General features: G+C 45.4%; 21 protein-coding genes. 7 read left to right on the plus strand and 14 right to left on the minus strand.

Going from position 1 to position 23,037, the window contains the following annotated elements; translation table 11 throughout:
* Positions 1–4: 4 nt before the first annotated feature.
* Positions 5–2,680 carry a 7TM diverse intracellular signaling domain-containing protein gene (locus tag ACFOEE_RS01555; protein ID WP_377120223.1) on the plus strand — a complete coding sequence of 892 codons (2,676 nt, stop codon included), beginning with the start codon at positions 5–7 and terminating at the stop codon, positions 2,678–2,680.
* On the opposite strand, the gene ACFOEE_RS01560 is transcribed toward ACFOEE_RS01555, so the two are convergent.
* Entirely contained in the window at positions 2,669–3,523 is an 855-nt protein-coding gene (locus tag ACFOEE_RS01560; RefSeq protein ID WP_377120225.1) for a M61 family metallopeptidase, read from the minus strand. The genes ACFOEE_RS01555 and ACFOEE_RS01560 overlap by 12 nt on opposite strands.
* A gap of 212 nt (positions 3,524–3,735) precedes the next feature.
* Positions 3,736–5,757, minus strand: coding sequence for a methionine--tRNA ligase (gene metG, locus ACFOEE_RS01565; protein ID WP_377120227.1), 2,022 nt, complete (start codon positions 5,755–5,757; stop codon positions 3,736–3,738).
* A gap of 140 nt (positions 5,758–5,897) precedes the next feature.
* Between metG and apbC the strand changes: the two genes are divergently transcribed.
* The 3 genes from apbC to ACFOEE_RS01580 all read left to right on the plus strand — a co-directional run bounded on the left by apbC (position 5,898) and on the right by ACFOEE_RS01580 (position 10,239).
* Complete coding sequence (gene apbC / locus ACFOEE_RS01570; RefSeq protein ID WP_377120229.1) at positions 5,898–6,965, plus strand: iron-sulfur cluster carrier protein ApbC; 1,068 nt, start codon at positions 5,898–5,900, stop codon at positions 6,963–6,965.
* Between the two features lie 4 nt (positions 6,966–6,969).
* A complete protein-coding gene (gene dcd, locus ACFOEE_RS01575; protein WP_377120231.1) occupies positions 6,970–7,557 on the plus strand; it encodes a dCTP deaminase in 588 nt (195 codons plus the stop codon).
* A 150-nt stretch (positions 7,558–7,707) separates the two neighbouring features.
* On the plus strand, positions 7,708–10,239 hold the full coding sequence (locus ACFOEE_RS01580) for a putative bifunctional diguanylate cyclase/phosphodiesterase (RefSeq protein ID WP_377120233.1): 2,532 nt from the start codon (positions 7,708–7,710) through the stop codon (positions 10,237–10,239).
* Here ACFOEE_RS01580 and ACFOEE_RS01585 read toward each other — a convergent pair.
* Positions 10,205–10,975, minus strand: coding sequence for a CLCA_X family protein (locus tag ACFOEE_RS01585; protein ID WP_377120235.1), 771 nt, complete (start codon positions 10,973–10,975; stop codon positions 10,205–10,207). The two genes, ACFOEE_RS01580 and ACFOEE_RS01585, sit on opposite strands and share 35 nt — an antisense overlap.
* The gene (locus tag ACFOEE_RS01590; RefSeq protein ID WP_377120237.1) at positions 10,972–11,583 is read right to left on the minus strand and encodes a tRNA-uridine aminocarboxypropyltransferase; all 612 of its coding nucleotides are present in this window, start codon (positions 11,581–11,583) and stop codon (positions 10,972–10,974) included. The genes ACFOEE_RS01585 and ACFOEE_RS01590 overlap by 4 nt, the downstream gene beginning before the upstream one ends.
* Before the next feature lie 172 nt (positions 11,584–11,755).
* On the opposite strand from ACFOEE_RS01590, the gene ACFOEE_RS01595 reads away from it, so the two are divergent.
* Together ACFOEE_RS01595 and ACFOEE_RS01600 are read left to right on the plus strand one after the other, a co-directional pair.
* A complete protein-coding gene (locus ACFOEE_RS01595; protein ID WP_377120239.1) occupies positions 11,756–12,100 on the plus strand; it encodes an Hpt domain-containing protein in 345 nt (114 codons plus the stop codon).
* Positions 12,101–12,199: 99 nt separating this feature from the next.
* On the plus strand, positions 12,200–13,414 hold the full coding sequence (locus ACFOEE_RS01600; protein ID WP_377120241.1) for a pyridoxal phosphate-dependent aminotransferase: 1,215 nt from the start codon (positions 12,200–12,202) through the stop codon (positions 13,412–13,414).
* Positions 13,415–13,490: 76 nt separating this feature from the next.
* On the opposite strand, the gene ACFOEE_RS01605 is transcribed toward ACFOEE_RS01600, so the two are convergent.
* The 7 genes from ACFOEE_RS01605 to ACFOEE_RS01635 form a co-directional block, all read right to left on the minus strand.
* Complete coding sequence (locus tag ACFOEE_RS01605; protein ID WP_377120243.1) at positions 13,491–14,165, minus strand: M15 family metallopeptidase; 675 nt, start codon at positions 14,163–14,165, stop codon at positions 13,491–13,493.
* On the minus strand, positions 14,162–15,298 hold the full coding sequence (gene dapE, locus ACFOEE_RS01610; RefSeq protein WP_377120245.1) for a succinyl-diaminopimelate desuccinylase: 1,137 nt from the start codon (positions 15,296–15,298) through the stop codon (positions 14,162–14,164). The genes ACFOEE_RS01605 and dapE overlap by 4 nt, the downstream gene beginning before the upstream one ends.
* A 3-nt stretch (positions 15,299–15,301) precedes the next feature.
* Positions 15,302–15,646: an ArsC family reductase gene (locus ACFOEE_RS01615; protein ID WP_377120247.1), complete on the minus strand. Its 345-nt coding sequence runs from the start codon at positions 15,644–15,646 to the stop codon at positions 15,302–15,304.
* An 11-nt stretch (positions 15,647–15,657) separates the two neighbouring features.
* Positions 15,658–16,140 carry a PTS glucose transporter subunit IIA gene (locus tag ACFOEE_RS01620; protein ID WP_377120249.1) on the minus strand — a complete coding sequence of 161 codons (483 nt, stop codon included), beginning with the start codon at positions 16,138–16,140 and terminating at the stop codon, positions 15,658–15,660.
* A gap of 29 nt (positions 16,141–16,169) precedes the next feature.
* The gene (locus ACFOEE_RS01625; protein ID WP_377120251.1) at positions 16,170–16,556 is read right to left on the minus strand and encodes an ACT domain-containing protein; all 387 of its coding nucleotides are present in this window, start codon (positions 16,554–16,556) and stop codon (positions 16,170–16,172) included.
* 87 nt (positions 16,557–16,643) lie between these two features.
* The gene (gene pta / locus ACFOEE_RS01630) at positions 16,644–18,794 is read right to left on the minus strand and encodes a phosphate acetyltransferase (RefSeq protein WP_377120253.1); all 2,151 of its coding nucleotides are present in this window, start codon (positions 18,792–18,794) and stop codon (positions 16,644–16,646) included.
* Positions 18,795–19,994: an acetate kinase gene (locus tag ACFOEE_RS01635; protein ID WP_377120255.1), complete on the minus strand. Its 1,200-nt coding sequence runs from the start codon at positions 19,992–19,994 to the stop codon at positions 18,795–18,797.
* A gap of 154 nt (positions 19,995–20,148) precedes the next feature.
* Between ACFOEE_RS01635 and yfbV the strand changes: the two genes are divergently transcribed.
* Positions 20,149–20,595 carry a terminus macrodomain insulation protein YfbV gene (gene yfbV, locus ACFOEE_RS01640; protein ID WP_377120257.1) on the plus strand — a complete coding sequence of 149 codons (447 nt, stop codon included), beginning with the start codon at positions 20,149–20,151 and terminating at the stop codon, positions 20,593–20,595.
* Between the two features lie 23 nt (positions 20,596–20,618).
* Here yfbV and rlmA read toward each other — a convergent pair whose 3' ends face one another.
* The 3 genes from rlmA to xthA are packed head-to-tail and all read right to left on the minus strand — an operon-like array spanning position 20,619 to position 22,866.
* A complete protein-coding gene (gene rlmA / locus ACFOEE_RS01645; RefSeq protein WP_377120259.1) occupies positions 20,619–21,422 on the minus strand; it encodes a 23S rRNA (guanine(745)-N(1))-methyltransferase in 804 nt (267 codons plus the stop codon).
* Positions 21,419–22,051, minus strand: a complete 633-nt coding sequence (locus ACFOEE_RS01650; RefSeq protein WP_377120261.1) for an energy-coupling factor ABC transporter permease — start codon at positions 22,049–22,051, stop codon at positions 21,419–21,421. Before ACFOEE_RS01650 ends, rlmA begins: the two co-directional genes overlap by 4 nt.
* Positions 22,048–22,866 (minus strand): exodeoxyribonuclease III, encoded by an 819-nt coding sequence (xthA, locus tag ACFOEE_RS01655; protein ID WP_377120263.1) that lies wholly within the window; start codon positions 22,864–22,866, stop codon positions 22,048–22,050. The genes ACFOEE_RS01650 and xthA overlap by 4 nt, the downstream gene beginning before the upstream one ends.
* Positions 22,867–23,037 lie beyond the last annotated feature (171 nt).

The following is a 23,037-nucleotide window of genomic DNA, read 5'->3' on the forward strand; positions in this document are numbered from 1 at the left end:
TTGCATGCGAAATTGGTTACTTAGCTTAGTAGTATTGTTGTTAATAAGCAGCTTTGCGCATGCGCAGGAATTTGTCTATAGCGATAGCCGCCAAGATGAAAACCTCCATGCTGTCGCCTCACTCTACGCCTCAGCGGAGCATACTCGCTTTCCTTCAGAATATGATGACATAGCGCAGTGGGCCAAGGCGTTACCTAAACTTGAAAGTACGGCTTTATTTGGCGGTCGCTATTGGCTTGTGCTTGATATCACCAATGCGTCGATGCGTGAGGAATTGGTGCTCTATCCCTACAATACCGTGGTATCGCGAATTGAATCGCGCTTATATACCCGCACTAGTGTTGACCGCTACGTAACGGGTGGTAACGCGAGGAACGAGTTCCCATTTCATTACGGTAATCGCATCGTTTTAAAGCCAGGTGAAAAGTACACGCTAGTCACGCTGTTTGAGAGCGATTTTTTCTATACACCCACTAAGCTTGTGCTAAAGCCAATAGAAGCATTTGAAAGTCAGGTGGTGTGGGAAAACCTCATCATGACCTTATGTTTTGGTGTAGGTATTGTACTTGGTTTGTACAACTTACTGATTTACGTTGGTTCTAAGGACGCGACGCACCTGTATTATGCCGCTTTTACCGCGTGTTGGGTGTTTGCATGGAGTCATTTCTTCCATGTTTCTGATCAGTTATTTGGGGTTTACTCAGCGCATTTACATTGGCTCGGTTTCGCCTTGACGCCAATCACCAATATATTATTTTACAATAACTTATTAAGATTAAAGGATTCTCATCCACACTTAGCACAAGCCTCGATATTTGTTGGCGTGATTGCCACTATGGGGGTGCCGTTTTGCATTTTGTTCCCCGGTTTTGGTTTCCTGTGGTCGACTTTAGTCACAGCGGTTGCGCTGTGCCTTGGTCTGTATATCGGCATTAAGTGTATTTTGGAAGGCTTTAAGCCAGCCCGCTATTTTGTTCTAGCTTATGTTGCGATGGCTATCCCCAATATGGTGGGGAATCTTACCAACTTAGGTATTTTGCCGCAGCTCAGCGTTAACTTGTACTTGATTGGGTTGATGGGCACAGCAGCTGATGCCATGTTGCTGGCTTTCGCTGTTGCCGACAAGTTCCGTTTGTTGCATGAAGACAACCTTGAGCTTAATAAAAACCTTGAGGCCAAAGTCCTAAAACGCACTTATGAGCTGGAGTTACTGGCATCAGAATTACGTGATGCCAGCGAAGCTAAAAGTCGTTTTTTGGCGAATATGAGCCATGAAATCCGCACGCCTATGACTTCTATCATAGGTTATGCCGATGGTATTATTTTGGGCGATATTAAACCCAATGAAAGAAACCATGCTATCAGTATTGTGCTACAAAATGCGCGACATGTACTTGGACTGATAAACGACATTCTCGACATGTCAAAAATTGAGGCCAATAAACTCGAAGTTGAGCTGGTGGAAGCGAACCTGTTTGATACCATTGCCCAAGTTGAGTCGTTACTTGGCAAACAAATTCGCGATAAAGGACTTGAGTTTGAACTAACCTATCATTTCCCGCTCCCTGATTATATCGTAATTGACCCAACTCGTTTTCGGCAGATCTTGCTCAATTTAACCTCCAACGCGATGAAGTTTACGTCAGTGGGTAAAATCGCTATCTCCGTCAGACAGCAAAATAAGCGTTTGTTGGTGGGAGTGCGCGATACAGGTATTGGTATGACGTCTGAAGAACAGCGACAACTATTTACTGCTTTTTATCAAGCCGACTCATCAACCAGCCGTAAGTATGGCGGTACTGGGCTTGGTTTAAATATCTCAAAAAGCTTAGCGCAGAAACTGGATGGCGATATCAGTGTAGACAGCGAAGTTGGCTCTGGCACTGAATTCACCTTAGATATAGGGCTCTATTTGACTGAAAAAACGCGCTGGATTGAACGTTTTGAAGATATTCATCGTGAGCCACAACAATATAAAACTAACGAAGCGAACGAGGCACAGCTCAGCGGCAAGGTGTTATTAGCGGAAGATCATGAAGACAATCGCAAACTTATTAAACGTATTCTTGAGCGAATGGGATTGACTGTTATTTGTGTGGAGAATGGTCAACTGGCAGTCCAAGCGGTACTAGATCAAGAGTTTGATTTGATCTTAATGGACATTCAGATGCCAGTTATGGATGGCGAACAAGCGCTTAACTTTATTCAAGCAACAGGTTCGAGTGTGCCAGTGATTGCGCTCACCGCTAATACTATGCGGCACGAGGTCGAACGCTATCTCAAGCTTGGTTTTGTTGACCATTTGGCAAAACCTATCGACCGTACCTTATTTGCCCGTAAAGTGGCTTACTATCTAAATGCCCCTGCACCTGTAGAAGTGGAGTTACCGCAAGAAGAATTTAGTGCGTTACAACAGAAATATTTAAATGGCTTACATGAGCAAAAAGTACAGTTACAGAATCAAGCTAAGTATCAAGACTATGACGGGTTAAGTAAATCGGTACACGCGATAAAAGGGACTGCGGGCATGTTTGATTGTATCGACATTCAAAAAGCCGCTCAGGAGTTGGACGCCGCGTTGAAAAATCAGCAATTGGATATTTTGGATGTACGAGTACAGAACTTAATTGAAGCTGTCGACCACACCATTGCAAATGGTTGCGCTAAATCAGATGCTTAGTGCGAGTATTTTCGCGTGGCTGAGTAAATGAATATCTGTTTCACTTACGGTTGGAAAGTCCAACCTTTGTTGATAACGAGCATAAAGATTACTAAAAATTGGGCCTTTCGCAAGCCTATCTAATTTGGTGATAAACTGCTCAGCGTTATCGTCTTTTTCACGGCAACACTGATTGTAGCTGGCAAGGATCTTGGCGACCGAAGTGCCTTTAGCCTTGAGCTGCAATTCTGCCTCAATAAAAAAAGCAGTACCCGACCAATAAACCCGCTGCTGGGCGCGTTTTTCATACATAGCACGACTCACCGCACTTAAGCTCCCTGTTATTTTTACGGTTTGCTTTTTACCACGATTTAAACCAGCAACCAGCCGTTCAGTAAATTCAGCCGGACTAATAATGCCAGCATTCAACAAAATATGTTGCTGTAAATAGGTTGCAAGACCTTCGCTGAGCCAACTGTTTTGTGGTCCAAGATAAGGGTGATAAAGGTGCACCAGCTCATGGTAGAGCGTCCAATCTTGTTGCAGGGCCGTGAATGACGCATAACGATAATATTGTAGTTCAATGCCATCATACTGGGTTGCCGTTTGTGCACGGCGAATAAATGCCCAAGGCACAGGCTCACTGGCAAAGTAGCGTGGCTTTAAGTGAATTGGTAATGTTGTTTGCGGTAATGGACCAATTACATGGGTGGTCGCTTTTATGCCAAAATCTAGCCAACGTTTGGCGGTTTCAAATTGTTCAGTACTGAGGCGCTTTTCACCATGCCAATCAATAATAGCAGCGTTTACTGGCGGAATTACCAAAGCGAGCAGCAGCGCGCATAAAACAACAAATTGCAGCATCGAGCGTACCGAACAAATAAGAATAACTAACAGACCTACTTGATAGCACTTTACTTACAGTAAACCCAAGTATTTCTTTGCAATTTGGATTGGTGAAAGGTTGTGGATATTCGTGTTGAATGGCGTCGGCCACAGTTAAAACTTGTTTCTCAGTGTAGATGAAATGAAAAAGGCTGCATCGAATGAGGCAGCCTTTTGCCAATTTGGTGAGTTTACATCACGCGCATGCCTGGTTTGGCACCTGAATCTGGGTTCAGTAAGTAAATTTCTTTATCACCAGGGCCTGCTGCTAACACCATACCTTCAGACATACCAAAACGCATTTTACGAGGTTTAAGGTTGGCAACCATCACAGTTAACTTACCTTCCAATTGTTCTGGTTGATAGGCCGACTTGATACCAGAAAACACCTGACGGGTCTCGCCACCTAAGTCGAGAGTCAGTTTTAGTAACTTCTCAGCGCCTTCAACATGCTCGGCTTTGGCAATCAAAGCGACGCGTAAATCAATTTTCGCAAAGTCATCAAACTCAATTTCAGCAGCGATAGGCTCTTTGGCCAATGGGCTATTTGGATCGATAGTCGTTTTAGCCGCTAAACTTTCTTTTGATTCGTCTAACATAAGATTCACTTTATCCATTTCAACACGTTGCATTAGCGCCTTAAATGCGGTGATCTGATGCCCAAGTAATGGCGTGGCAACAGCATCCCAACTCAATTGAGTATTTAGGAATTGCTCAACATTACTGGCCATGCCTGGTAATACTGGTTTCAAATAAGTCATGATCACTTTGAACAGCTGAATACCCATTGAGCACACATCATGGGCTTGGGTTTGGGTGTCTTCATTTTTAACGAGCACCCAAGGCGCCGCGGCATCAATATACTGGTTTGCTTTGTCGGCGAGTGCCATGATCTCACGTACTGCACGGCCAAACTCGCGATTTTCATAGTGGTCAGCAATACGCTCGCTGGCTGTGGTAAACTCATTAAATAGTTCGACTTCAGCCAAAGTGTCACTCAGTTTGCCGTCAAAACGTTTAGTGATAAAACCTGCACAGCGGCTGGCAATATTAACGACTTTGCCCACTAAGTCTGAATTCACGCGCTGCGCAAAATCTTCAAGGTTAATGTCAAGATCAGTAATACCGCTATTGAGTTTGGCCGCGTAGTAATAACGTAGATACTCTGGGTCTAAATGGTCTAAATAAGTACGTGCCTTGATAAAAGTGCCTTTCGACTTCGACATTTTTGCGCCGTTGACGGTAATAAAACCGTGGGCAAAAATGTTAGTTGGTTTACGGAACTTAGCACCGTCTAGCATTGCTGGCCAAAATAGGCTGTGGAAGTAAATAATGTCTTTACCAATAAAGTGGTACAGCTCAGCGTCAGAGCCTTCAGCCCAAAACGCATCAAAATCTAGGCCTTTTTTGTCGCAAAGATTTTTAAAGCTCGCCATATAGCCGATAGGTGCGTCTAGCCATACATAGAAATATTTACCCGGTGCGCCCGGGATCTCAAAACCAAAGTATGGTGCGTCACGGCTGATATCCCACTGCTGTAGACCTTCTGCAAACCATTCCTCAAGCTTATTGGCCATTTCTTGCTGAAGCGAACCTGAGTGCAGCCAGTTTTTCAACATGCCTTCAAAGGCTGGCAAATCAAAGAAGTAGTGTTCAGAATCTTTAAGTACAGGCTCCGCGCCCGACATCGCAGAGCGAGGACTAATAAGCTCAGTTGGGCTGTAAGTAGCGCCACATGCGTCACAGCTATCACCATTTTGGTTTTCGGCTTTACAGCTTGGGCAAGTGCCGGTAACAAAACGGTCAGGTAAGAAAATTTGTTTTTCAGGGTCAAATAACTGCGAAATAGTGCGCTTTTTGATGTAACCCGCTGCGTTTAAGCGATTATAAATAAGCTCCGCAAGGACTTTGTTTTCTTCGCTGTGGGTGCTGTGGTAGTTGTCAAATTCAATGTTAAAATCAGCGAAATCGCGCTGACGTTCAACACTGACATTACGCACCATTTCTTCAGGTGTTAAGCCTTGTTTTTGGGCATTAAGCATGATTGGCGTGCCGTGCGCATCATCGGCACAGACATAATAGGTTTCATGACCACGCATTTTCTGAAAGCGAGCCCAAATATCTGTTTGAATATATTCTAACAAGTGGCCTAAATGCGTTGGGCCATTGGCATAGGGCAGGGCGCTGGTGATGAGAATTTTTCTCTTAGTCATGCTGTGATTCCGTCAATTAATACGCTTTGGGCAAATTGGTCTGCTATTAAGGCAATTCACCACGATGAGACTGGTGTTAATGTGCTGAATGTTACATAATTCCCAAGCTTTTTTCATCATAGATTCGTGTTTTTATTACTATGTTCAATTTGGGCAAATGGTTTAAAAAAGAAAACCCATTGCAGCAAGAGCTCATTACTTGGTTAAGTGGCTTTCGCTCGGAGGTGTTTCCAGTTGGTATTGCGGCTGAATGGCTCAATGACGTCAGTATTTCACAAGCCAAGCTAAAGATAACGTTGCAATTGCCTTTTGCTGCGAAACAAAGTGCGCCAGAAATAGCCGCGTATCTGAATGGTAAAAGCGGCCAAGAGTGTGAAGTCGAATGCCGAGTGAGTTTACCCAAGCAAAATCAATTTAAGGATATTAAGCACATAGTGTTAATTGCTTCTGGTAAAGGCGGCGTTGGTAAATCAACCACAACAGTGAATTTAGCGTTAGCATTACGAGATGAGGGTGCAAAAGTTGGCATACTCGATGCGGATATTTATGGGCCTTCGCTACCTAGCTTGTTGGGTCTCTTGGACGCAAGACCCGAGGCTGCGGACGACAAAACGTTGTTACCGCTAAAAAAACATGATATCGCAGCGCAATCGATAGGCTTTTTGGTGCCTGCGGAGCAAGCAACTGTATGGCGTGGGCCGATGGCATCACAAGCGCTTCAGCAACTGTTGAACGAAACGGCTTGGGGTGAGCTTGATTATTTATTGGTAGACATGCCGCCGGGGACGGGCGACATCCAACTTACCATGACACAAAAAGTCCCAGCCAGTGGCGCTGTTATTGTAACGACCCCGCAAGATTTAGCATTGGCTGATGCGCAAAAAGGCATTGCTATGTTTGCGCAAGTGAATCTGCCCATTCTTGGCTTAATTGAGAATATGAGCTTTTTTGTTTGCAATCAATGTGGTAGCGAAACAGCGGTTTTTGGTCAGCATGGTGGTAAACGTTTAGCTATGCGCCACGGTGTACCCTTGTTGGCGGAGATCCCGCTACATGTAGGTATCCGAGAGCAAGGCGAAGCGGGGAGCGATAGCCGTCATGATGAGCTGGCACCGCTGTACCAAAGTGCTGCGCGGCAGCTTGCCAGTACATTATATTATCAGACACACACCGCCACTGCGGTGGAGATTGTCATAACGGACGATTAACACAATGAGACTTTCAGACAAACACATTAAAGAAGCCTTGGCGTCAGGGAAAATCAGTATTACCCCAATGCCAAGCGACGATATGATCTCAGGGATCACCGTTGATTTACGACTTGGCAGCAAGTTTCGCGTATTTCAAGACCACGCAGCACCGTATGTTGACTTAAGCGGTAAGAAAGAACAGATCAATGCCGCGATGGAGTCTATCATGAGCGATGAAATCGAACTGGCTGAAGGTCAAGCATTTTTCCTCCATCCTGGAGAGTTGGCACTAGCAATGACCTATGAGTCGGTTGACATTCCAGATGATTTGGTCGGTTGGTTAGATGGCCGCTCATCGCTTGCTAGGCTTGGGCTTATGGTTCACGTGACAGCGCATCGTATTGACCCAGGTTGGTCTGGTAATATTGTTTTAGAGTTTTATAACTCGGGTAAATTACCACTGGCACTACGACCAAAAATGAAAATAGGTGCTTTAAGTTTTGAAACTATGACAAGTCCCGCGGATTCCCCTTATAACAAGCGTAAAGACGCAAAATATAAAGGGCAGAACAGCGCGGTTGCCAGCCGTATCAGCGACGACAATAGCTAACCAAATGTGGTAGAGCGAAAGCTTGAGTTTTACTTCTTTCGCTCCACTAGTTTTCCCAAACAGGTATTTTCTTACCTTAAAACTGGTAATTTCCTGACCTTCTTACATACTGAATTTAAGCTTCGGCGTTTTCAGTTCAAGGAGGTCGAAATGCAAATGCGCCGGTTGCTCAGTCTTATCTTTGGGATATTCGCTTTTATCCTAATGAATGGTGCACTGGCTTCTGCTGCTGAGTTTGGCAGCAAAAAACCTCATTTTAGTGCCACCTATTGGACTGATCCAAGCAACCAAAATACGCCAGATCGCGTTTTACAGCAAACCGAGCAAGTGTCGTTAATGGGCGATGCTGTGATTATTACTGAGCGTAATTTGGCGCACTGGGTTAGCTTGCATTTAGACAGCTCTCGTGCTGAGGCAGAATATGTGATTGTAGTGCCAGCGACTTTTGGCTTGAAGGTTGCGTTTTTTAATCAGTTTGGACAACAGCTTGTCTCATCCTCAATAGGTACTGTAACGCCCGTCAATGCCAGTGAGCTAGCCGCAGAATTAAAACCACATGACGACAAAGACATAAGTGCTGAACACGTACTTTTTGTGTCAGCTAAAGGTAACCCATCCCTATATCTGCGATTTGAAGCGCCATTCAAAGATAAAATCAAGCTGCAAGTGCTGACCCCTGAAAGCTACTTTGCAATCAACAGCCGCAATCAAGCTTGGTTGGGGCTTGAGATTGGCCTAATCAGTTTTATTGCGGTTTTTATTGCGGTTGTCGCGATTGTTACTAAAAACCCAATTTCAGGCTATGTCGCGGGATACTTTGCCAGTATCACACTCTTGATGCTCAGTATGAGCAACATAGCTGCAACGTTGTTTTCGCCATCAGTGAGTCGCGCTTTGGTTGCGTTACAGGATGTCTGGATAATCTTAGCAATTGTACTTTCGCTCAGCTTTTATCGCATGACTTACCGGTTAAAAGACCACGACCCTAAGTTTAATCAGGGTTTACACATTGCAATTGTAACCCTAGTTGTACTTGCTGGGATGGTGGTAATTAGCCCCTTAACGTTGCCGTTTCAAGTTATTGCCTGTCTTATCGTGGCCGGAGCAATGGTCAATTTGTGGATGATAAGCTATTACCGCAGAAAGTCTATCGCAACCAATGTAGTGTTGGCTGCGTGGGTAATGCTGCTGGTGCTTTTTACTTACTGGCTATTGGTGCAATTTGGTGTCCGCTTACCTTGGTCGATGCACTTTACTGTGCATGTTGCTATGGTTGCCCATGTTGGTTGTTTAAGTCTGGCGATGTTTTTAAGAGAACAGCAACGAAAACAGGCATTTACTTTTTATGCTCAGCACGATAGCGAAACTGGAGCACCAAATCGAACCTTCTTATTCAAAAACCTCAAAGCATTAGTCGAACACAACCGTGAACATACTTTGTTGTTATTTAAACCTTTGGTGATTGAACAAACGCGCATTAATTTTGGTATGGACTATGCGCAAAAGCACTTGAAGATCTTACTAAACAAGCTTAACGACCAATTATCTGTGTTGGCCAAATCTGTGATTGAAACCACCGAGCAAGGTAATGTGTACGTATATCGTCTTGAAGATAGCGTTTTTGCAATTGTGCTTGAAGGCAAAATGGAGCTTAGCCAAATTGAGCAATATGTGTGTTTATTGTCTTCTGTGTTTGAGGAGGGAGTTAAATTTAAAGGCGCGCAATTGGTTGACCAGATGGAGGTGGGCGTAGCGAATTTTCCACTCCATGCAAGTAATCCTGATCAGTTAGTACAACGAGCACTGCAAGCACTATCAGTGAAAACCATTAGTGCTGATCGTTGGCATATTTTTGATATTGCAAATTCGGTGATGTCTGAGCGAAGAGTTAAGATCTCCGCAGCTTTAAAGGACGCAATTGAGCAAAATCAGTTTGAACTTTATCTACAGCCACAAGTGAATCTTCAGACTGGGCAAGTCTACGGAGCCGAGGCTCTCTTGCGCTGGCAACATCCGGTATTAGGTCACATTCCCCCAGATCAATTTATTCCAATTGCCGAATCATCAGGCATGATCCACGAACTAACCGAATGGGTCATTGAAAAAGGCCTAACTTATCAGAAAGAGCTGGTGGACATTCATGCCGAACATATGTTGTCGTTAAATATATCGGGTAAAGATTTAGCGCGCAGAGAGCTGCCTGTACACCTGATCACTTTGCTGACGCAATTGGAGTTGGCACCGTCGAAAATCACCTTGGAAATTACTGAATCTGCGACTATAGGCAACGCCAGTGCCATCCGTGGAGTATTTGAAGATTACCGGCAAATTGGGGTGAAAATGGCGATTGATGATTTTGGTACTGGCTATTCATCACTGGCTTATTTAACGCACTTAGGTTTTGACGAACTTAAAATTGATAAACAATTTGTAATGAACATGGAGAATATGCCAACCAACCAAACCATTTGCAAGGCAACTTGTGATATGGCGCACAGCTTAGGGGCTAAAGTAGTTGCCGAAGGTATTGAAAGCCATAAGTGCTATATGATGCTAAAACGCCAAGGCTGTAATTACGGGCAGGGTTACTATATTGCGCGGCCAATGTCGTTTAGTGAATATCGCGACTGGCTGGGCAGTTCTCAAATTACTTTGGATGCAACAAGCAGCCTAAGTAACTGAAATATCGGAGTAGTGGTCCAGCTAATTGCTGATATTGTGACATTGCTGGAAATCCACCCGCTTGAGCTAGCGATGAATTAAGTACCCCAGAGACCAGATATGAATTTTGCAGTTCCTGTTGCTGCGCGATTATCCATTCAAATGCCCGTGCCGTTAACTCTTCTGGGCGAGCGTAATAATACCCACCTTGGGCTTGGTCTAAACTCACCGCTTGCATTACAAAGTGGCTTTGTGTTTTTTTATCTGGGCTTAAAAATACCGCCGAAAAGTAGCGATTGAGTAATTCATTGAGTTGATGAGGGCGAACATCATCACGTTTTAGCCACATTGACGAAGCAAAGTCTAGAGGCCTTGCTGCGCTGAATAGGTGCTTGGCGATATAGTGATCATAAGCGTGCCACCATTCATGTGCAAGTGCACCAGCGCCGGCAAATTTTGCCATGGCAAGCGTGCGGCTTGTTGCATCGTAATGCGCTTGAACCCCAGCTCTACCACCGGTGCCATAGGCAAGGTTCAATGTTTGGCGCAGACCAATCATGAGTGGCGGAATAGCTAAGATTTGGGTGAGATCTGCCAAGGCATCGTAAAGCAAGTTGGCTGCAACTAAACGTTCTTGTTTTGTGACCCAACTGCCAATTTTGATGGTATTAAAGCCAAAGGTAATACGGATATCGTCAAAATCCACCTGATCGCCAAAACGATAATCTGGACCTGAGCGTGAAGCGACATTCTTCATATATTTTCACCCAAATAGCGGCGTTTTACATCAGCTGGCATGTACTGAGTTTGTTGCTCAATGAGGGCACTAAGTAATTGATATAAAGGTTTGGGATCCAGTGCTTCGGTATAATGTAAGTACAGCGCAACAGCTTCAAGCGTAGATAAGCTGTAAGATTGTTCGGCTTTTCTGATCACATATTGCGATGCAGGCACTGTAGCAAAAGAAACTTGTGAAAAGCGTTTGAGTTCTGGGAGTTGTTGAAAAAGCTTATAAGCTTTCTTCCAAGTGCCATCTAGAACTACTAAAGTGCTAAATTTGGCTATTGCTTCTTTGGGAGTTTGAGGCAGCAACTGGGCTTGCGTACCTGGGTACAGCAGTGCTGTTGTAGTTGGGTCAAGCTGTTGTAGTGCAGCGGCAAAATGCGGCGGTGCATCCCCATCTATAATGTCTAATCGTGCCAAGCCGAGCTTCAGTAAATGTGCGGTGTTTTTTACGTTGCTGACTTCGGAAGTGTCTCGCAAGATAAGTATTCGACATTGGTTTGTAATGGGCTGCTGTAGCGCCGCGCACAAACAAGTGTTGATAACGTAGCCACAACGAGTGCATAAGCTTCGGTTTGTCATACAAATTTCTATCGGTTTACCGAGTTAAATCAATGTTCTCGCTTCATTTTAGCATGTTATCAAGCGAGCAAATACGTTAAAATGCGTTGCTTAATATCAAGATTTGACTAGCATTAATACGAGTGCTGGAAATTTGGGCTGAGTTTATCAGGTAAGTGGCTAAGGAAAAAGTATGAATGTAACAATTGATGAAGACGCGTTAGAAAGCATGCAGTCACTGTTAGGTGAGCAGTTTGTTGATACCGTGGTTTTTTGTTGCAGTGAGTTTGAGCGGTTAGAATCCGAAGTCATGCTGACTTTACATATCGACAGACAAGCCGCCATTAGGCATGCACACAGTTTAAAGTCGAATGCCGCGCAATTTGGTGCCATTAGCTTAAGCAATGTGGCGCGGGCGATTGAGCAGTCTTTGATGCAAGATGATTTTGCGATGGCAAAAGAAATGGCAGACAATTTAGCCGAACAAGTTGCGGGTTCTAAAGTCCGTTTACAGGCTTGGGTAGACGCCAACAGCTAATTTGTCACAATTGAATAAAATTCATTGTTGCGACATGATTTTCCCTCTGGTTTTTTCCCTCCACAGTAGGCTATTCTAGTTGTCTACAGAGGGGGGAAAATGTCAAAAATTACAAAAAGTAACAAGCTGCATGGGGTTTGTTACGACATCCGCGGGCCAGTTCTGGCTCAAGCAAAAAAAATGGAAGAAGACGGGTTAAAAGTCCTCAAGTTGAATATTGGTAATCCGGCTGCTTTTGGCTTCGACATGCCTGAAGATATGCATCGCGATATCATTCGCAACCTATACGCGGCGCAAGGCTATTGTGACTCTAAAGGGCTATATTCGGCGCGCGTTGCTGTTTATCAGCATTATCAACAGAAGAAACTACCTAATATTAGCGTCGATAATATTTACATCGGTAATGGTGTCAGTGAACTTATTCAGATGGTCACTCAGGCGTTATTAAACGATGGCGATGAGGTACTGATTCCAGCACCTGATTATCCGCTTTGGACTGCATCTGTAAAGCTAGCAGGCGGGACGCCAGTGCACTATCTGTGTGATGAAGAACAAGACTGGTTCCCAGATATCGCGGATATTCGTAAAAAAGTGACGTCACGCACCAAAGCTTTGGTATTGATAAACCCTAACAATCCAACCGGAGCGGTATACAGTGAAGCGCTCTTACAGGAATTATTGAATATTGCGCGCGAGCATAACCTGCTTGTGTTGAGTGACGAGATCTACGAAAAAATTCTTTACGACGATGCGAAGCACATTTCTATCGCGTCACTGTGTGACGATTTACCATTTATTACATTCAATGGCCTAGCAAAGACATACCGTGCAGCAGGGTTGCGTATGGGGTGGATGGTACTGAGCGGTAAAATTGGCCTGATGAGTGATTTGATCTCAGGCTTAGACATGCTTGCGTCGATGCGTTTATGTGCCAACGTGCCAGCGCAATTTGCCATTCAACAAGCGCTCGGTGGTGTGCAATCAATCGATCAATTGATCCAGCCCGGTGGGCGGCTCTTTGAACAGCGCAACATTGTGTGGCAAGGCTTAAATGAAATTGACGGGATAAGCTGTACTAAACCACGCGGCGCTCTATATGCATTTCCTAAAGTGGACATAGCCCGCTTCAACATTAAAAACGATGAACGTATGGTACTCGACCTATTACGTGAAGAGCGTATTTTATTGGTGCATGGTCGCGCGTTCAATTGGCCAAAACCGGACCACTTCCGTGTGGTCTTTTTGCCACATAAAGACGAGCTAGAGCCAGCGATGGCAAAAGTGGCAAGGTTCTTCAGCCACTACAAGCAGTAACCAGTATTGCTGACAACCATTGCAAAAGGCCATTATGTGGCCTTTTTGATTTTTGCTGACATGAAGTTGCGTAATCTTATGTCGGACTTGCGACATTAGAGATAAAACGCTCAAACAACAGTGTCGCGTTGGCAGCGATCGCCTCAGCACCAGCAATTTGCTGCTCTAGTGCCAAATCCGCCACAATCGCTGGTGTTAATAACCCACCATATTCAGCCGCAACACGACTATGACTAATGTGCCATGGTTCTTGTGCCACTCCACCACGATAACAATCGTAGGGACGATAAAAGCCAAATTGACTGAGATGGGTATTCAACCAGTCGTTAAGCGGCTTCATAGGTCCTTCTAAATATTCCCAAGGGGTCAACTGCAACTGTTCATTTTCGCGAAGTAGATTTGGATCGTAGACATCAAAATCGGTGCCGAAATGGTGACGACTAAACCCAGGTAAAGCAGAATAAAGCATGATTGCTTGGACTTTATCAAGCACATTCAAGGGCTCGATGTCGACCATATTGCCCGCTAAATCATAAACAGGACGCTTGCCTTGAAATTTTGCCTGCCAAATCAGGTTTTGGCGGGCAAAATCGCGGTGTGCGGAGGCCAATTGCAAGTTAAAACCGGCATCGCGTGCGGCGGCTTGTAGTGCCAGCCAAGGTTTAAGTGTTTCACGGTGCATCGATTGAGAGCCACAGGCGACAAGGTGTTCAGTGTTTAAGCCAAGCGCCTCGGCGAGCTGCGTTCTCATGCCAGTAACTCAGTTAAAATGTGCTCATAAATATCCGTTAACGCATCTAAATCTGCGATACTGACGCATTCATCTACTTGATGAATAGTGGCATTGATTGGCCCAAGCTCGATAACCTTACAGCCTGTTTGCGCAATAAAACGGCCGTCTGATGTGCCACCAGACGTTTCTGGGGAGCTGTCGATACCGGTCACGGCTTTGATGGCTTTTAATGTCGCATCTAACAGCTCACCCGGTTCAGTTAAGAATGGCAGGCCATTAAGGGTCCAATGGAGTTTATACTGCAGGCCAAAACTATTTAGAATATCAATCACTCGCTGCTGCAGGCTGTCGGCGCTCGATTCAGTGCTGAAGCGAAAGTTAAACTGCACATCTAACGTCCCTGGGATCACATTACCGGCACCGGTGCCGCCATGGATATTAGAAATCTGGAAGCTAGTTGCAGGGAAATAGTCATTACCTTGGTCCCAAACGGTAGAGGCAAGCTCATGTAAAACAGGGGCCGCTATATGAATAGGATTTTTCGCTAAATGAGGATACGCAACATGGCCTTGTTTACCGATAATGGTTAAGTGACCAGTTAATGAACCACGACGGCCGTTTTTCACCACATCACCTAACTGCGCACGGCTGGAAGGCTCGCCCACTAAGCACATGTCGATTTTCTCGTTCCGTGTTTCTAGCAAGTCAACCACTTTTGTGGTGCCGTTTACAAAGGGGCCTTCTTCGTCTGAGGTTATTAGAAAGGAAATCGAACCATGGTGATTTGGATGCTTTTGCACAAAACGTTCAGTGGCAACCACCATGGCAGCCAAGGCACCTTTCATATCTGCCGCGCCACGGCCATGTAACATGCCATCAGCTATGGTGCCTGCAAATGGCGGATAATGCCATGCGTTAACATCGCCAGTCGGTACCACGTCAGTGTGGCCAGCAAAACAAAAGTGTGGACCATGGTTGCCTTTGCGGGCCCAAGTATTGAGCGTGTCGACAAAGAACAGTTCTTCAACATTAAAATCAAGTTTGGCCAAGCGTTCATTGATAAGGGTTTGGCATCCTGCGTCTTCTGGTGTAACAGAAGGGCGCTGAATTAATGCTTGGGCTAGTTTAACGGTTTCGCTGAGGTTAGACATGGCTTACACCAAAGCCTGATATTGGGCTGCGCTAAAGCCAAGATGATAGCTACCTTGGTGCAGTAATACCGGTCGTTTGATGATCGCAGGTTGTGCTAGCATGATAGCTTTTGCACTGGTCTCATTAAGATTATTTTTTTGTTCATCGCTCAGCGCTCGAAATGTGGTGCCGCGCTTATTTAGTAGCGCTTCCCAGCCTAATTCAGCGATCAAAGTATCAAGCAGAGTCGGGCTTAAACCGTCTTTACGGTAATCATGAAAAGTGAATTCGATATTCGCATCAGTAAGAAACTTTTTAGCTTTTTTAATGGTATCGCAGTTACTGATACCGTACATGACTGTACTCATGAGTTAACTTCCTAGGTTACTGTCAGGAGCGGATCTTTTCCCGCTCGGACTTGCTTAAGCGGATAGTAGCAAGCACTAAATGAATAAGGTTTTAATATTACCACAGCCGCAATAGGCTTGATATCGCTTGGTAAATCAAGGCGCAATAAAGGCTCACCAAGTGCAACTGGGCCCAAATTCACGCGTTGCAATTTGAGATATTCAGGTGAGAGGTATAAATCTGGCAGATGTAAATTCAATAAGCAGCGAATATGTTGGTTGCGCACTATCCATTCACTGCCACAACGTTTAATGGCTTCTATTTCACCGTCAAATGGCGACACCATGAGAGGACCGTTGTGTTCTACCACCACACCTTGACCAAGCAGGCTAGTAGCAAAAAGGGCTTCAGGGTGCTGGGTTAAAGGGTGGACTTTGCCAGAAAAGGGGCTTGCGACATTAAAGAGCGGCGCAGCAATTTGGGTAATCGGGCAATACTGGATAGTTGTTTGCATAGTTCACTGGTAGATAAGTACAAAGTGCCTTACGATTTTAAAAACTGATAACCGTCTTTTTTCAATGCGTTAACCGCAAGGTCAACCTGATGTTGCTTTACCAAAATATAGTCAGTGTCATAGGTTGAGATTGCAAAAATAGAGACATTCGCTTTTGCCAGTACGCCAGACAAGTTTGCCATGATCCCAGTTAAGGAAAACCCCAGTGGGCCAATAACTTCAAGTGCTCGCCAATTCGGTTCAGTGGCGTAACTTGGCATCGCAATATCACTAGGACAAACGATAGAAAGTTCATCAGCCGTTTTAGCAATAAAAAACACCTCAGCACTGAACACCGCAGCAGGAATGGCCGCAGACTCGTCCAAACTGTGAATAGTAAAACTCTGAGGTAATAACTGCAGTGTTTGCTTAGACATAGTGATGCTCAATTCCGTCGCTTTAAACCATAGTATAGACAACTAACTAAAATTAAAACCGTTTCTTGCAAAGCAAAAAAGAGCAGCTTAGTGCTGCTCTAATTGTTTGGCTTGAATAGCGGTAAGAGCGATGGTGTAGACGATATCGTCCACTAACGCGCCACGACTTAAATCATTAACTGGCTTGCGCATACCTTGTAGCATCGGGCCGATACTGACTAAGTCGGCACTACGCTGCACGGCCTTATAAGTGGTGTTACCGGTGTTTAGATCAGGGAACACAAACACTGTTGCTTTACCCGCAACTGGGCTGTTCGGCGCTTTTTTCTTCGCGACGTTTTCCATAATGGCAGCATCGTATTGCAGCGGGCCATCAATCATTAAGTCAGGGCGCTTTTGCTTGGCAATTGCTGTGGCTTCACGCACTTTATCAACATCTGCACCATGGCCTGATGTACCAGTACTGTAACTTATCATTGCCACCCGTGGCTCAATGCCAAATGCGGCGGCTGAGTCGGCGGATTGAATTGCAATATCAGCAAGTTGTTCAGCACTTGGGTCGGGGTTAATGGCACAGTCGCCATACACCAAGACTTGATCTGGCAACAACATAAAAAACACTGAGCTTACCAAAGACGAACCCGGTGCAGTTTTAATCAGCTGCAAAGCAGGGCGGATGGTATTGGCTGTAGTGTTGACCGCACCAGAGACCAGTCCATCCACGTCATCTTCTGCCAACATCATAGTGCCAAGCACCACATTGTCTTGTAGTTGCTCACGGGCAACTACTTCGGTAAGACCTTTGCTCTTACGTAGTTCAACCATAGGAGCAACATAGTGCTCAAGCTGCTCGGCCGGGTTAAAAATGCTTACGTTGTCGTTAAGCTCAACCCCTTGCTGCTCGGCGATGCGTAAGATCTCGTCTTTATCGCCAAGTAAAATGGTCTTGGCTATACCGCGCTCGCCACAAATAGCAGCGGCTTTAATCGTACGAGGTTCGTTACCTTCTGGCAGCACAATGGTTTTTTGAGCTTTACGGGCAAGGTCGGTGAGTAAGTAACGAAATGCCGGCGGCGATAATTTGCGCGTGCGAGCCACGCCTTGCGCAAGGCTATCTAACCAATCAGAATCTATATGTTGGGCATTGTGGAGCTTAACCCGTTCAATACGCTGTTCATCGTCTGACGGCACTTCCATATTAAAGTTGTGCAGCAGCAGTGAGGTACGCCAAGTATCTTCATGGGTCGCAAGGATTGGCAAACCGGTTTGCATCGCTTGCTCGCAGAGTTTCATAATGCGCTCTTCCGGTTTGTAACCACCGGTGAGCAAAATTGCGCCTAATTTGGTGCCATTCATGGCTGACAAACAAGCTGCCACTAATACGTCCGAACGGTCGCCCGGCGTTACCAGCAGGGCGCCTGGGGTAAAGTGGTTAAGAATATTTGATACGGTGCGAGCACAGAATGTAACGCGGCGTAAACGACGATGCGCCATATCGCCTTCGTTGATGATTTCGGCATCAAGATAGGCACTTAAGTCTTTGACACGCGGCGCGACTAAATCGAAATCCCACGGGATCATCCCAAGCAACATAAACGGATGTTTACGGAAGATTGGCAAAGACGCTAAACGATGGCATTCGTTTTCGAGTAATTCTGGTTTGTGTTGATCAACCAGATCAGCACGAGCGCGGCCTTCTTCATCCAGCGGCGCATTGACTTTGTTAAAAATGCAGCCCAACACACGGTTGTGTTTTACACCACCATAATTGCCAGCAGCGATTTCTAATCTATCTTCTAACTCATCATTTGAATCGTTGCCCGGCGTGAGCACAAACACTATGTCTGCACCTAGCGCTTGTGCAATTTCACGGTTTACTCGCCCTGCATACGGCTGGCGACGGGTGGGCACCATGCCTTCAATGATGATCACTTCGTCACTGTTAGTCGCGCTTTCAAAACGCTCGACGATTTCCTCAAGTAGGTCATCCCCTTTGCCACCACCAATCATGTTTTCGGCGTAGGTAAGCTCAAAAGGGGTAGGTGGACTAATATTGGAGCCGTGCCTTACTATTAGCGTTGATTTTTCAGGACCGCTCTCGTCCTTACGTGGCTGAGCGATAGGCTTGAAGAAATTGACCTTCACCGCTTTTTGCTCGAGTGCGCGAACTAAACCGACAGAAACTGAAGTCAAGCCGACTCCCGTTGAAATCGGCACTAACATAATACGTCTGCCCATTTACACCTCCTGAGCCAAACGGGCAGCATCCGTTGCGATAACCCATTCCTCATTTGTTGGGATGACCAACGCAACGGTTTTAGCTGTGTCTGAGCTTATGACGCCCGCTTGGCCAAAACGTGCTGCGGTGTTTTTTTCACTGTCGCAGTCTAGACCTAGGAATTGTAACTGCTTGAGCACATTAGCTCGGATAAGATCCGAGTTTTCGCCAATGCCACCGGTGAAAATTAAGGCATCTAAACCACCCAGTGGCACCACGAGTGACGCGATATATTTAGCCAAACGATAGCAGAAAATATCTAGCGCTAATTGCGCTTGCGCATCTCCGTTTGCGGCAGCTTCTTCAATGCTGCGACAATCATTAGATAACTCACTAATACCAAGTAAGCCACTGTGTTTATTCAATAAGGTGTCCACTTCTGCCATGCTGTAACCAAGCTGCTGGCTTAGGAAGATGATAAGGCCAGGGTCAATATCGCCGCTGCGGGTACCCATTACCAAGCCTTCAAGTGGTGTCATACCCATGCTGGTATCAACAGATTGACCGTTTAATACAGCCGTGACCGAGCAACCATTACCAAGGTGCGCACAAATAATTCGACTATTTTCTTTCGTTAAGCCTAAAATTTGGCGACCTTGTTCCGATACATAGTAATGGCTGGTGCCATGAAATCCGTAGCGACGTACACCATGTTCACGGTACAAACGGTAGGGGGCTGCGTACAAATACGCCGTTTTTGGCATAGTTTGATGGAATGCGGTATCGAACACGGCAATCTGCGGTAAATCGCTAAAAGCTTTACTTGCAACCTCAATACCAATTAAATTGGCAGGGTTATGTAATGGGGCCAAGGTGCTGGTGGCTTGAATTGCGGCTATTACGCCCTCATCTACTAGTACTGAACGAGTAAAGGTTTCACCGCCGTGGACCACTCGGTGGCCTACCGCAACTAACTGATTCGTTAAAGAAAGCTGTTCAATCAGGGTAACCAATTGCAAAATTGCCACTTGGTGTGCGCTGCCCGCTGGGAGTGAAAGCTGCTGTTTAGTGCCATTATATTTGTACTTGAGCAAGGGTGATTCGTCACCAAGACGCTCAGCAAGGCCGCTGAGAATTTCGTCGCCTTGATTGGCGTCGATGATGGCAAATTTAAGACTTGAGCTGCCACAATTGAGCACGAGGACATGTTGAGAAGGCATAGATTGATATCCGTTTTGACAATAACCGTAAACGCGTATTAAGCTCTAAGTGTAGGCGCTCTGAGTCAGACGCACTAGACCTAAGTAGAATTGACTGAGTTATCTGTAAATTTTACCCGAATTTTCGAAAAAACGTTAGCACCAAGGGGACATGATGCAAAAAAGTATGATTTCTCAAGTTCGACTTGGACGCGACTATGCAAAAGCATGGCCGCTGCGGAAGGAATTAGCGCCGATATTTGCCGAATATCGAGTGATTAAAGCAACTGAGCTGGCACTGCAAGTTATGCCTATGCTCGCTGTGTTAACTGTATTTCTGCAAACCAGCTTGCTTGGCAATCAGTATTTGCCGCAGGCATTGGCGATGGCATTATTTTTCTTGTCTTTACCAGTACAAGGGCTACTGTGGCTAGGCAAACGTGCTGAAACCCATTTAACCCCAGCCATGACCAGCTGGTATCAAGAGCTACATCAAAAGATGGTCGCTAACGGTTATCAAGCTAAAGCCTGTGCGCGTAAACCTCGTTACTTTGAGTTAGCGCAGTTACTGCGTGACATGTTTGAAAAAATGGATAAAGCCTTCACTCAGGAGCAGTTTTAAACTGCTCCTTTGCCCATCTTAGGTTACGCGGCGTCGCGTGCCAGCGCGGAAATAATAAAGCTGAGTGTGACCACGATTTTAGCTTGTGCGCGCAGCTCTGCTAAATGCTCGGGTTGAAACTTCCACGCAAATGGCGTCATATAGATCAAATCTAACGCTTCTTGCTCGGTCAGCACCACTTGTTTTTCTAACACAATTTCGTCAACGCAGTGCATTCCCGCTGGCGCTTGAGGCGCTTGATGTAAATTCACTTGTTGATAAATACAGCTTTTCAGTTCAAATAAATGCCGAGGACCTGGGCTTACTTGATAAACCAAGCCGTCTGGTTTTAATAGCCGTAAACACTCTTCTACAAAGAGTGGTGCAAAGATACTGACAATGGCATCAAAGCTGTGGTCTTGAAACGGGCTTTGCTTAGCTGATGCCACCGCAAAGTGGCAATCTTGATAACGTTTAGCTGCGTAACGGATAGCGGCTTTGGAAATGTCGATACCATGGACTTGCGTACGGATCTGATTTGCTAATTGACTGGTATAAAAACCTTCGCCACATCCCATATCAAGCAAAGTACTGGGATTATCCGTAGCAATACGTTTTGCTAGCGCATCACACATAAACTGATAGTGGCCAGAGGCTAGAAACTGCCTTCTTGCTTGAACCATAGCCAAATTGTCACCAGGATCTTTAGATTTTTTGAACTGGACAGGCAATAAGTTAACGTAGTGCTCTTTGGCAATATCAAACTGATGGCGGTTGTCACAAAAATAGGCGTGTTCCTGTTTATGCAGCGCCAAACCACAAAGCGGGCAGCGGTAGAGCATGCTCATTGATTCAAGTATTCCTTGTCATAAAAGGTTTTTACCCAGTGCGGGCGATAGGTGATAAGTAAGGTTATTGCCATGCCGTTTAGCATGGCTTCGGGGAACCACATTATCACTGAAAAATAAAAGAAGTTTTCTTGTAGCGTGTGCCAATCATATTCACCACTCGCCCAAAAATAGACTGAAGTAAGCACAATACGCATGGCTGCGGTTAAGCCGCCAGCTAAAAAGGCACAAACAAAAATATAGACGAAAAAATGTCGCGGCAAAGTGTGATACACCAGCAAAAATAAGCCGTAGCTAAAATACACTGGGAAAATCGCCCCAAGCAGCCAGATGTCACCAAGTTCCGCGAGCGTAGTTTCACTTTGCAATACAAAACTGAGTAAAGTTGCCAAGGTTGCGCTTAACAGACCAAGACGCCAGCCGAGAATAAGCGTAGCTGCGGTAAGCCCAAGTACATGAATATGGAGTCCGGGTAAAATGCCAGCTTTGATTTGCCATAATAAACAAAGCACCACAGCGGTTGCAAACACACCGGTTTGCCGCGCAGGGGTGTGATAAAGCTGCAAGTAGGCCGAGCGCTCAATGCTGAGCGCAAACGCGCAAACGGCCAGCAATAAGCTCAAGGTCATACAATGTCGAGTGCGAATTCAGCCCAAACTGGCGCGTGATCTGAAGGCTTATCAATACCACGCAATTCATAGTCAATATCGCTGACTTGGCACAAACTATTGAGGCCCGCAGTAGCAAGGATCACATCAATGCGCAGGCCGCGATTATCATCAAAACCTTTTGAACGATAGTCAAACCACGAGTATTTAGTCGCTTCAGTTGGTTGTAAATGACGGAAGGTATCCACTAAACCCCAATCCAATACCTTGCCTAACCATTCGCGCTCTTCTGGTTGGAATGAGCATTTACCGGTTTTTAACCACCGCACGCGGTTCGCTTCGCCTATTCCGATATCTAAATCCGTTGGCGAAATATTGATATCCCCCATGACCACCAGATGTTGTTGATTATCACATTGGCTATGCAGGTGGGTCATTAAATCTGCATAAAACTGGCGCTTGTAAGGATATTTGGTTTCGTGGCTAATATTGTCACCTTGTGGAAAGTAGCCATTAATAACCGTCAACGTTTGGCCACTGCTGGTGTTATAGGTGCCAATAATAATACGACGCTGGGCTTCTTCATCGTCGGTTGGAAAGCCTTTTTGAACCGCAATAGGTGCTGTTTTTGATAACAGTGCGACCCCGTAGTGCGCCTTTTGACCATGAAAAGCCACATGGTAGCCAAGCGCGGCAACTTCCTCGAGCGGGAAGGCTTCGTCATGCACTTTAATTTCCTGCAGACCAATAATGTCCGGCTGGTGTTTTTCAATTAAGGCAGCAAGCTGATGAATACGGGCGCGTAGGCCGTTTATATTAAAAGAGACGACTTTCATGCGATTCCTTGATTGTTATTGTCGCGTGCAATTTTAGCATCGAACTGACGCTAAGGACACACTCAGCTTTTGTTAACAATTCAGTGTAAATTAACGGCAATGTAGCGCAAGATTAGCGAGCTGTGAACGGTGTATTAAATGTTCATTTTGAATAATAAATGTGCTTTACAG

The sequence above is a fragment of the Pseudoalteromonas fenneropenaei genome, from assembly GCF_042643375.1.
GTDB classification, from domain to species: Bacteria; Pseudomonadota; Gammaproteobacteria; order Enterobacterales; family Alteromonadaceae; genus Pseudoalteromonas; species Pseudoalteromonas fenneropenaei.

Coding starts and splice junctions, on each gene's coding strand:
- ACFOEE_RS01555 (WP_377120223.1), top strand. CDS start 5: ATGCGAAATTGGTTACTTAGCTTAGTAGTATTGTTGTTAATAAGCAGC.
- ACFOEE_RS01560 (WP_377120225.1), bottom strand. CDS start 3,523: ATGCTGCAATTTGTTGTTTTATGCGCGCTGCTGCTCGCTTTGGTAATT.
- metG (WP_377120227.1), bottom strand. CDS start 5,757: ATGACTAAGAGAAAAATTCTCATCACCAGCGCCCTGCCCTATGCCAAT.
- apbC (WP_377120229.1), top strand. CDS start 5,898: ATGTTCAATTTGGGCAAATGGTTTAAAAAAGAAAACCCATTGCAGCAA.
- dcd (WP_377120231.1), top strand. CDS start 6,970: ATGAGACTTTCAGACAAACACATTAAAGAAGCCTTGGCGTCAGGGAAA.
- ACFOEE_RS01580 (WP_377120233.1), top strand. CDS start 7,708: ATGCAAATGCGCCGGTTGCTCAGTCTTATCTTTGGGATATTCGCTTTT.
- ACFOEE_RS01585 (WP_377120235.1), bottom strand. CDS start 10,975: ATGAAGAATGTCGCTTCACGCTCAGGTCCAGATTATCGTTTTGGCGAT.
- ACFOEE_RS01590 (WP_377120237.1), bottom strand. CDS start 11,583: ATGACAAACCGAAGCTTATGCACTCGTTGTGGCTACGTTATCAACACT.
- ACFOEE_RS01595 (WP_377120239.1), top strand. CDS start 11,756: ATGAATGTAACAATTGATGAAGACGCGTTAGAAAGCATGCAGTCACTG.
- ACFOEE_RS01600 (WP_377120241.1), top strand. CDS start 12,200: ATGTCAAAAATTACAAAAAGTAACAAGCTGCATGGGGTTTGTTACGAC.
- ACFOEE_RS01605 (WP_377120243.1), bottom strand. CDS start 14,165: ATGAGAACGCAGCTCGCCGAGGCGCTTGGCTTAAACACTGAACACCTT.
- dapE (WP_377120245.1), bottom strand. CDS start 15,298: ATGTCTAACCTCAGCGAAACCGTTAAACTAGCCCAAGCATTAATTCAG.
- ACFOEE_RS01615 (WP_377120247.1), bottom strand. CDS start 15,646: ATGAGTACAGTCATGTACGGTATCAGTAACTGCGATACCATTAAAAAA.
- ACFOEE_RS01620 (WP_377120249.1), bottom strand. CDS start 16,140: ATGCAAACAACTATCCAGTATTGCCCGATTACCCAAATTGCTGCGCCG.
- ACFOEE_RS01625 (WP_377120251.1), bottom strand. CDS start 16,556: ATGTCTAAGCAAACACTGCAGTTATTACCTCAGAGTTTTACTATTCAC.
- pta (WP_377120253.1), bottom strand. CDS start 18,794: ATGGGCAGACGTATTATGTTAGTGCCGATTTCAACGGGAGTCGGCTTG.
- ACFOEE_RS01635 (WP_377120255.1), bottom strand. CDS start 19,994: ATGCCTTCTCAACATGTCCTCGTGCTCAATTGTGGCAGCTCAAGTCTT.
- yfbV (WP_377120257.1), top strand. CDS start 20,149: ATGCAAAAAAGTATGATTTCTCAAGTTCGACTTGGACGCGACTATGCA.
- rlmA (WP_377120259.1), bottom strand. CDS start 21,422: ATGAGCATGCTCTACCGCTGCCCGCTTTGTGGTTTGGCGCTGCATAAA.
- ACFOEE_RS01650 (WP_377120261.1), bottom strand. CDS start 22,051: ATGACCTTGAGCTTATTGCTGGCCGTTTGCGCGTTTGCGCTCAGCATT.
- xthA (WP_377120263.1), bottom strand. CDS start 22,866: ATGAAAGTCGTCTCTTTTAATATAAACGGCCTACGCGCCCGTATTCAT.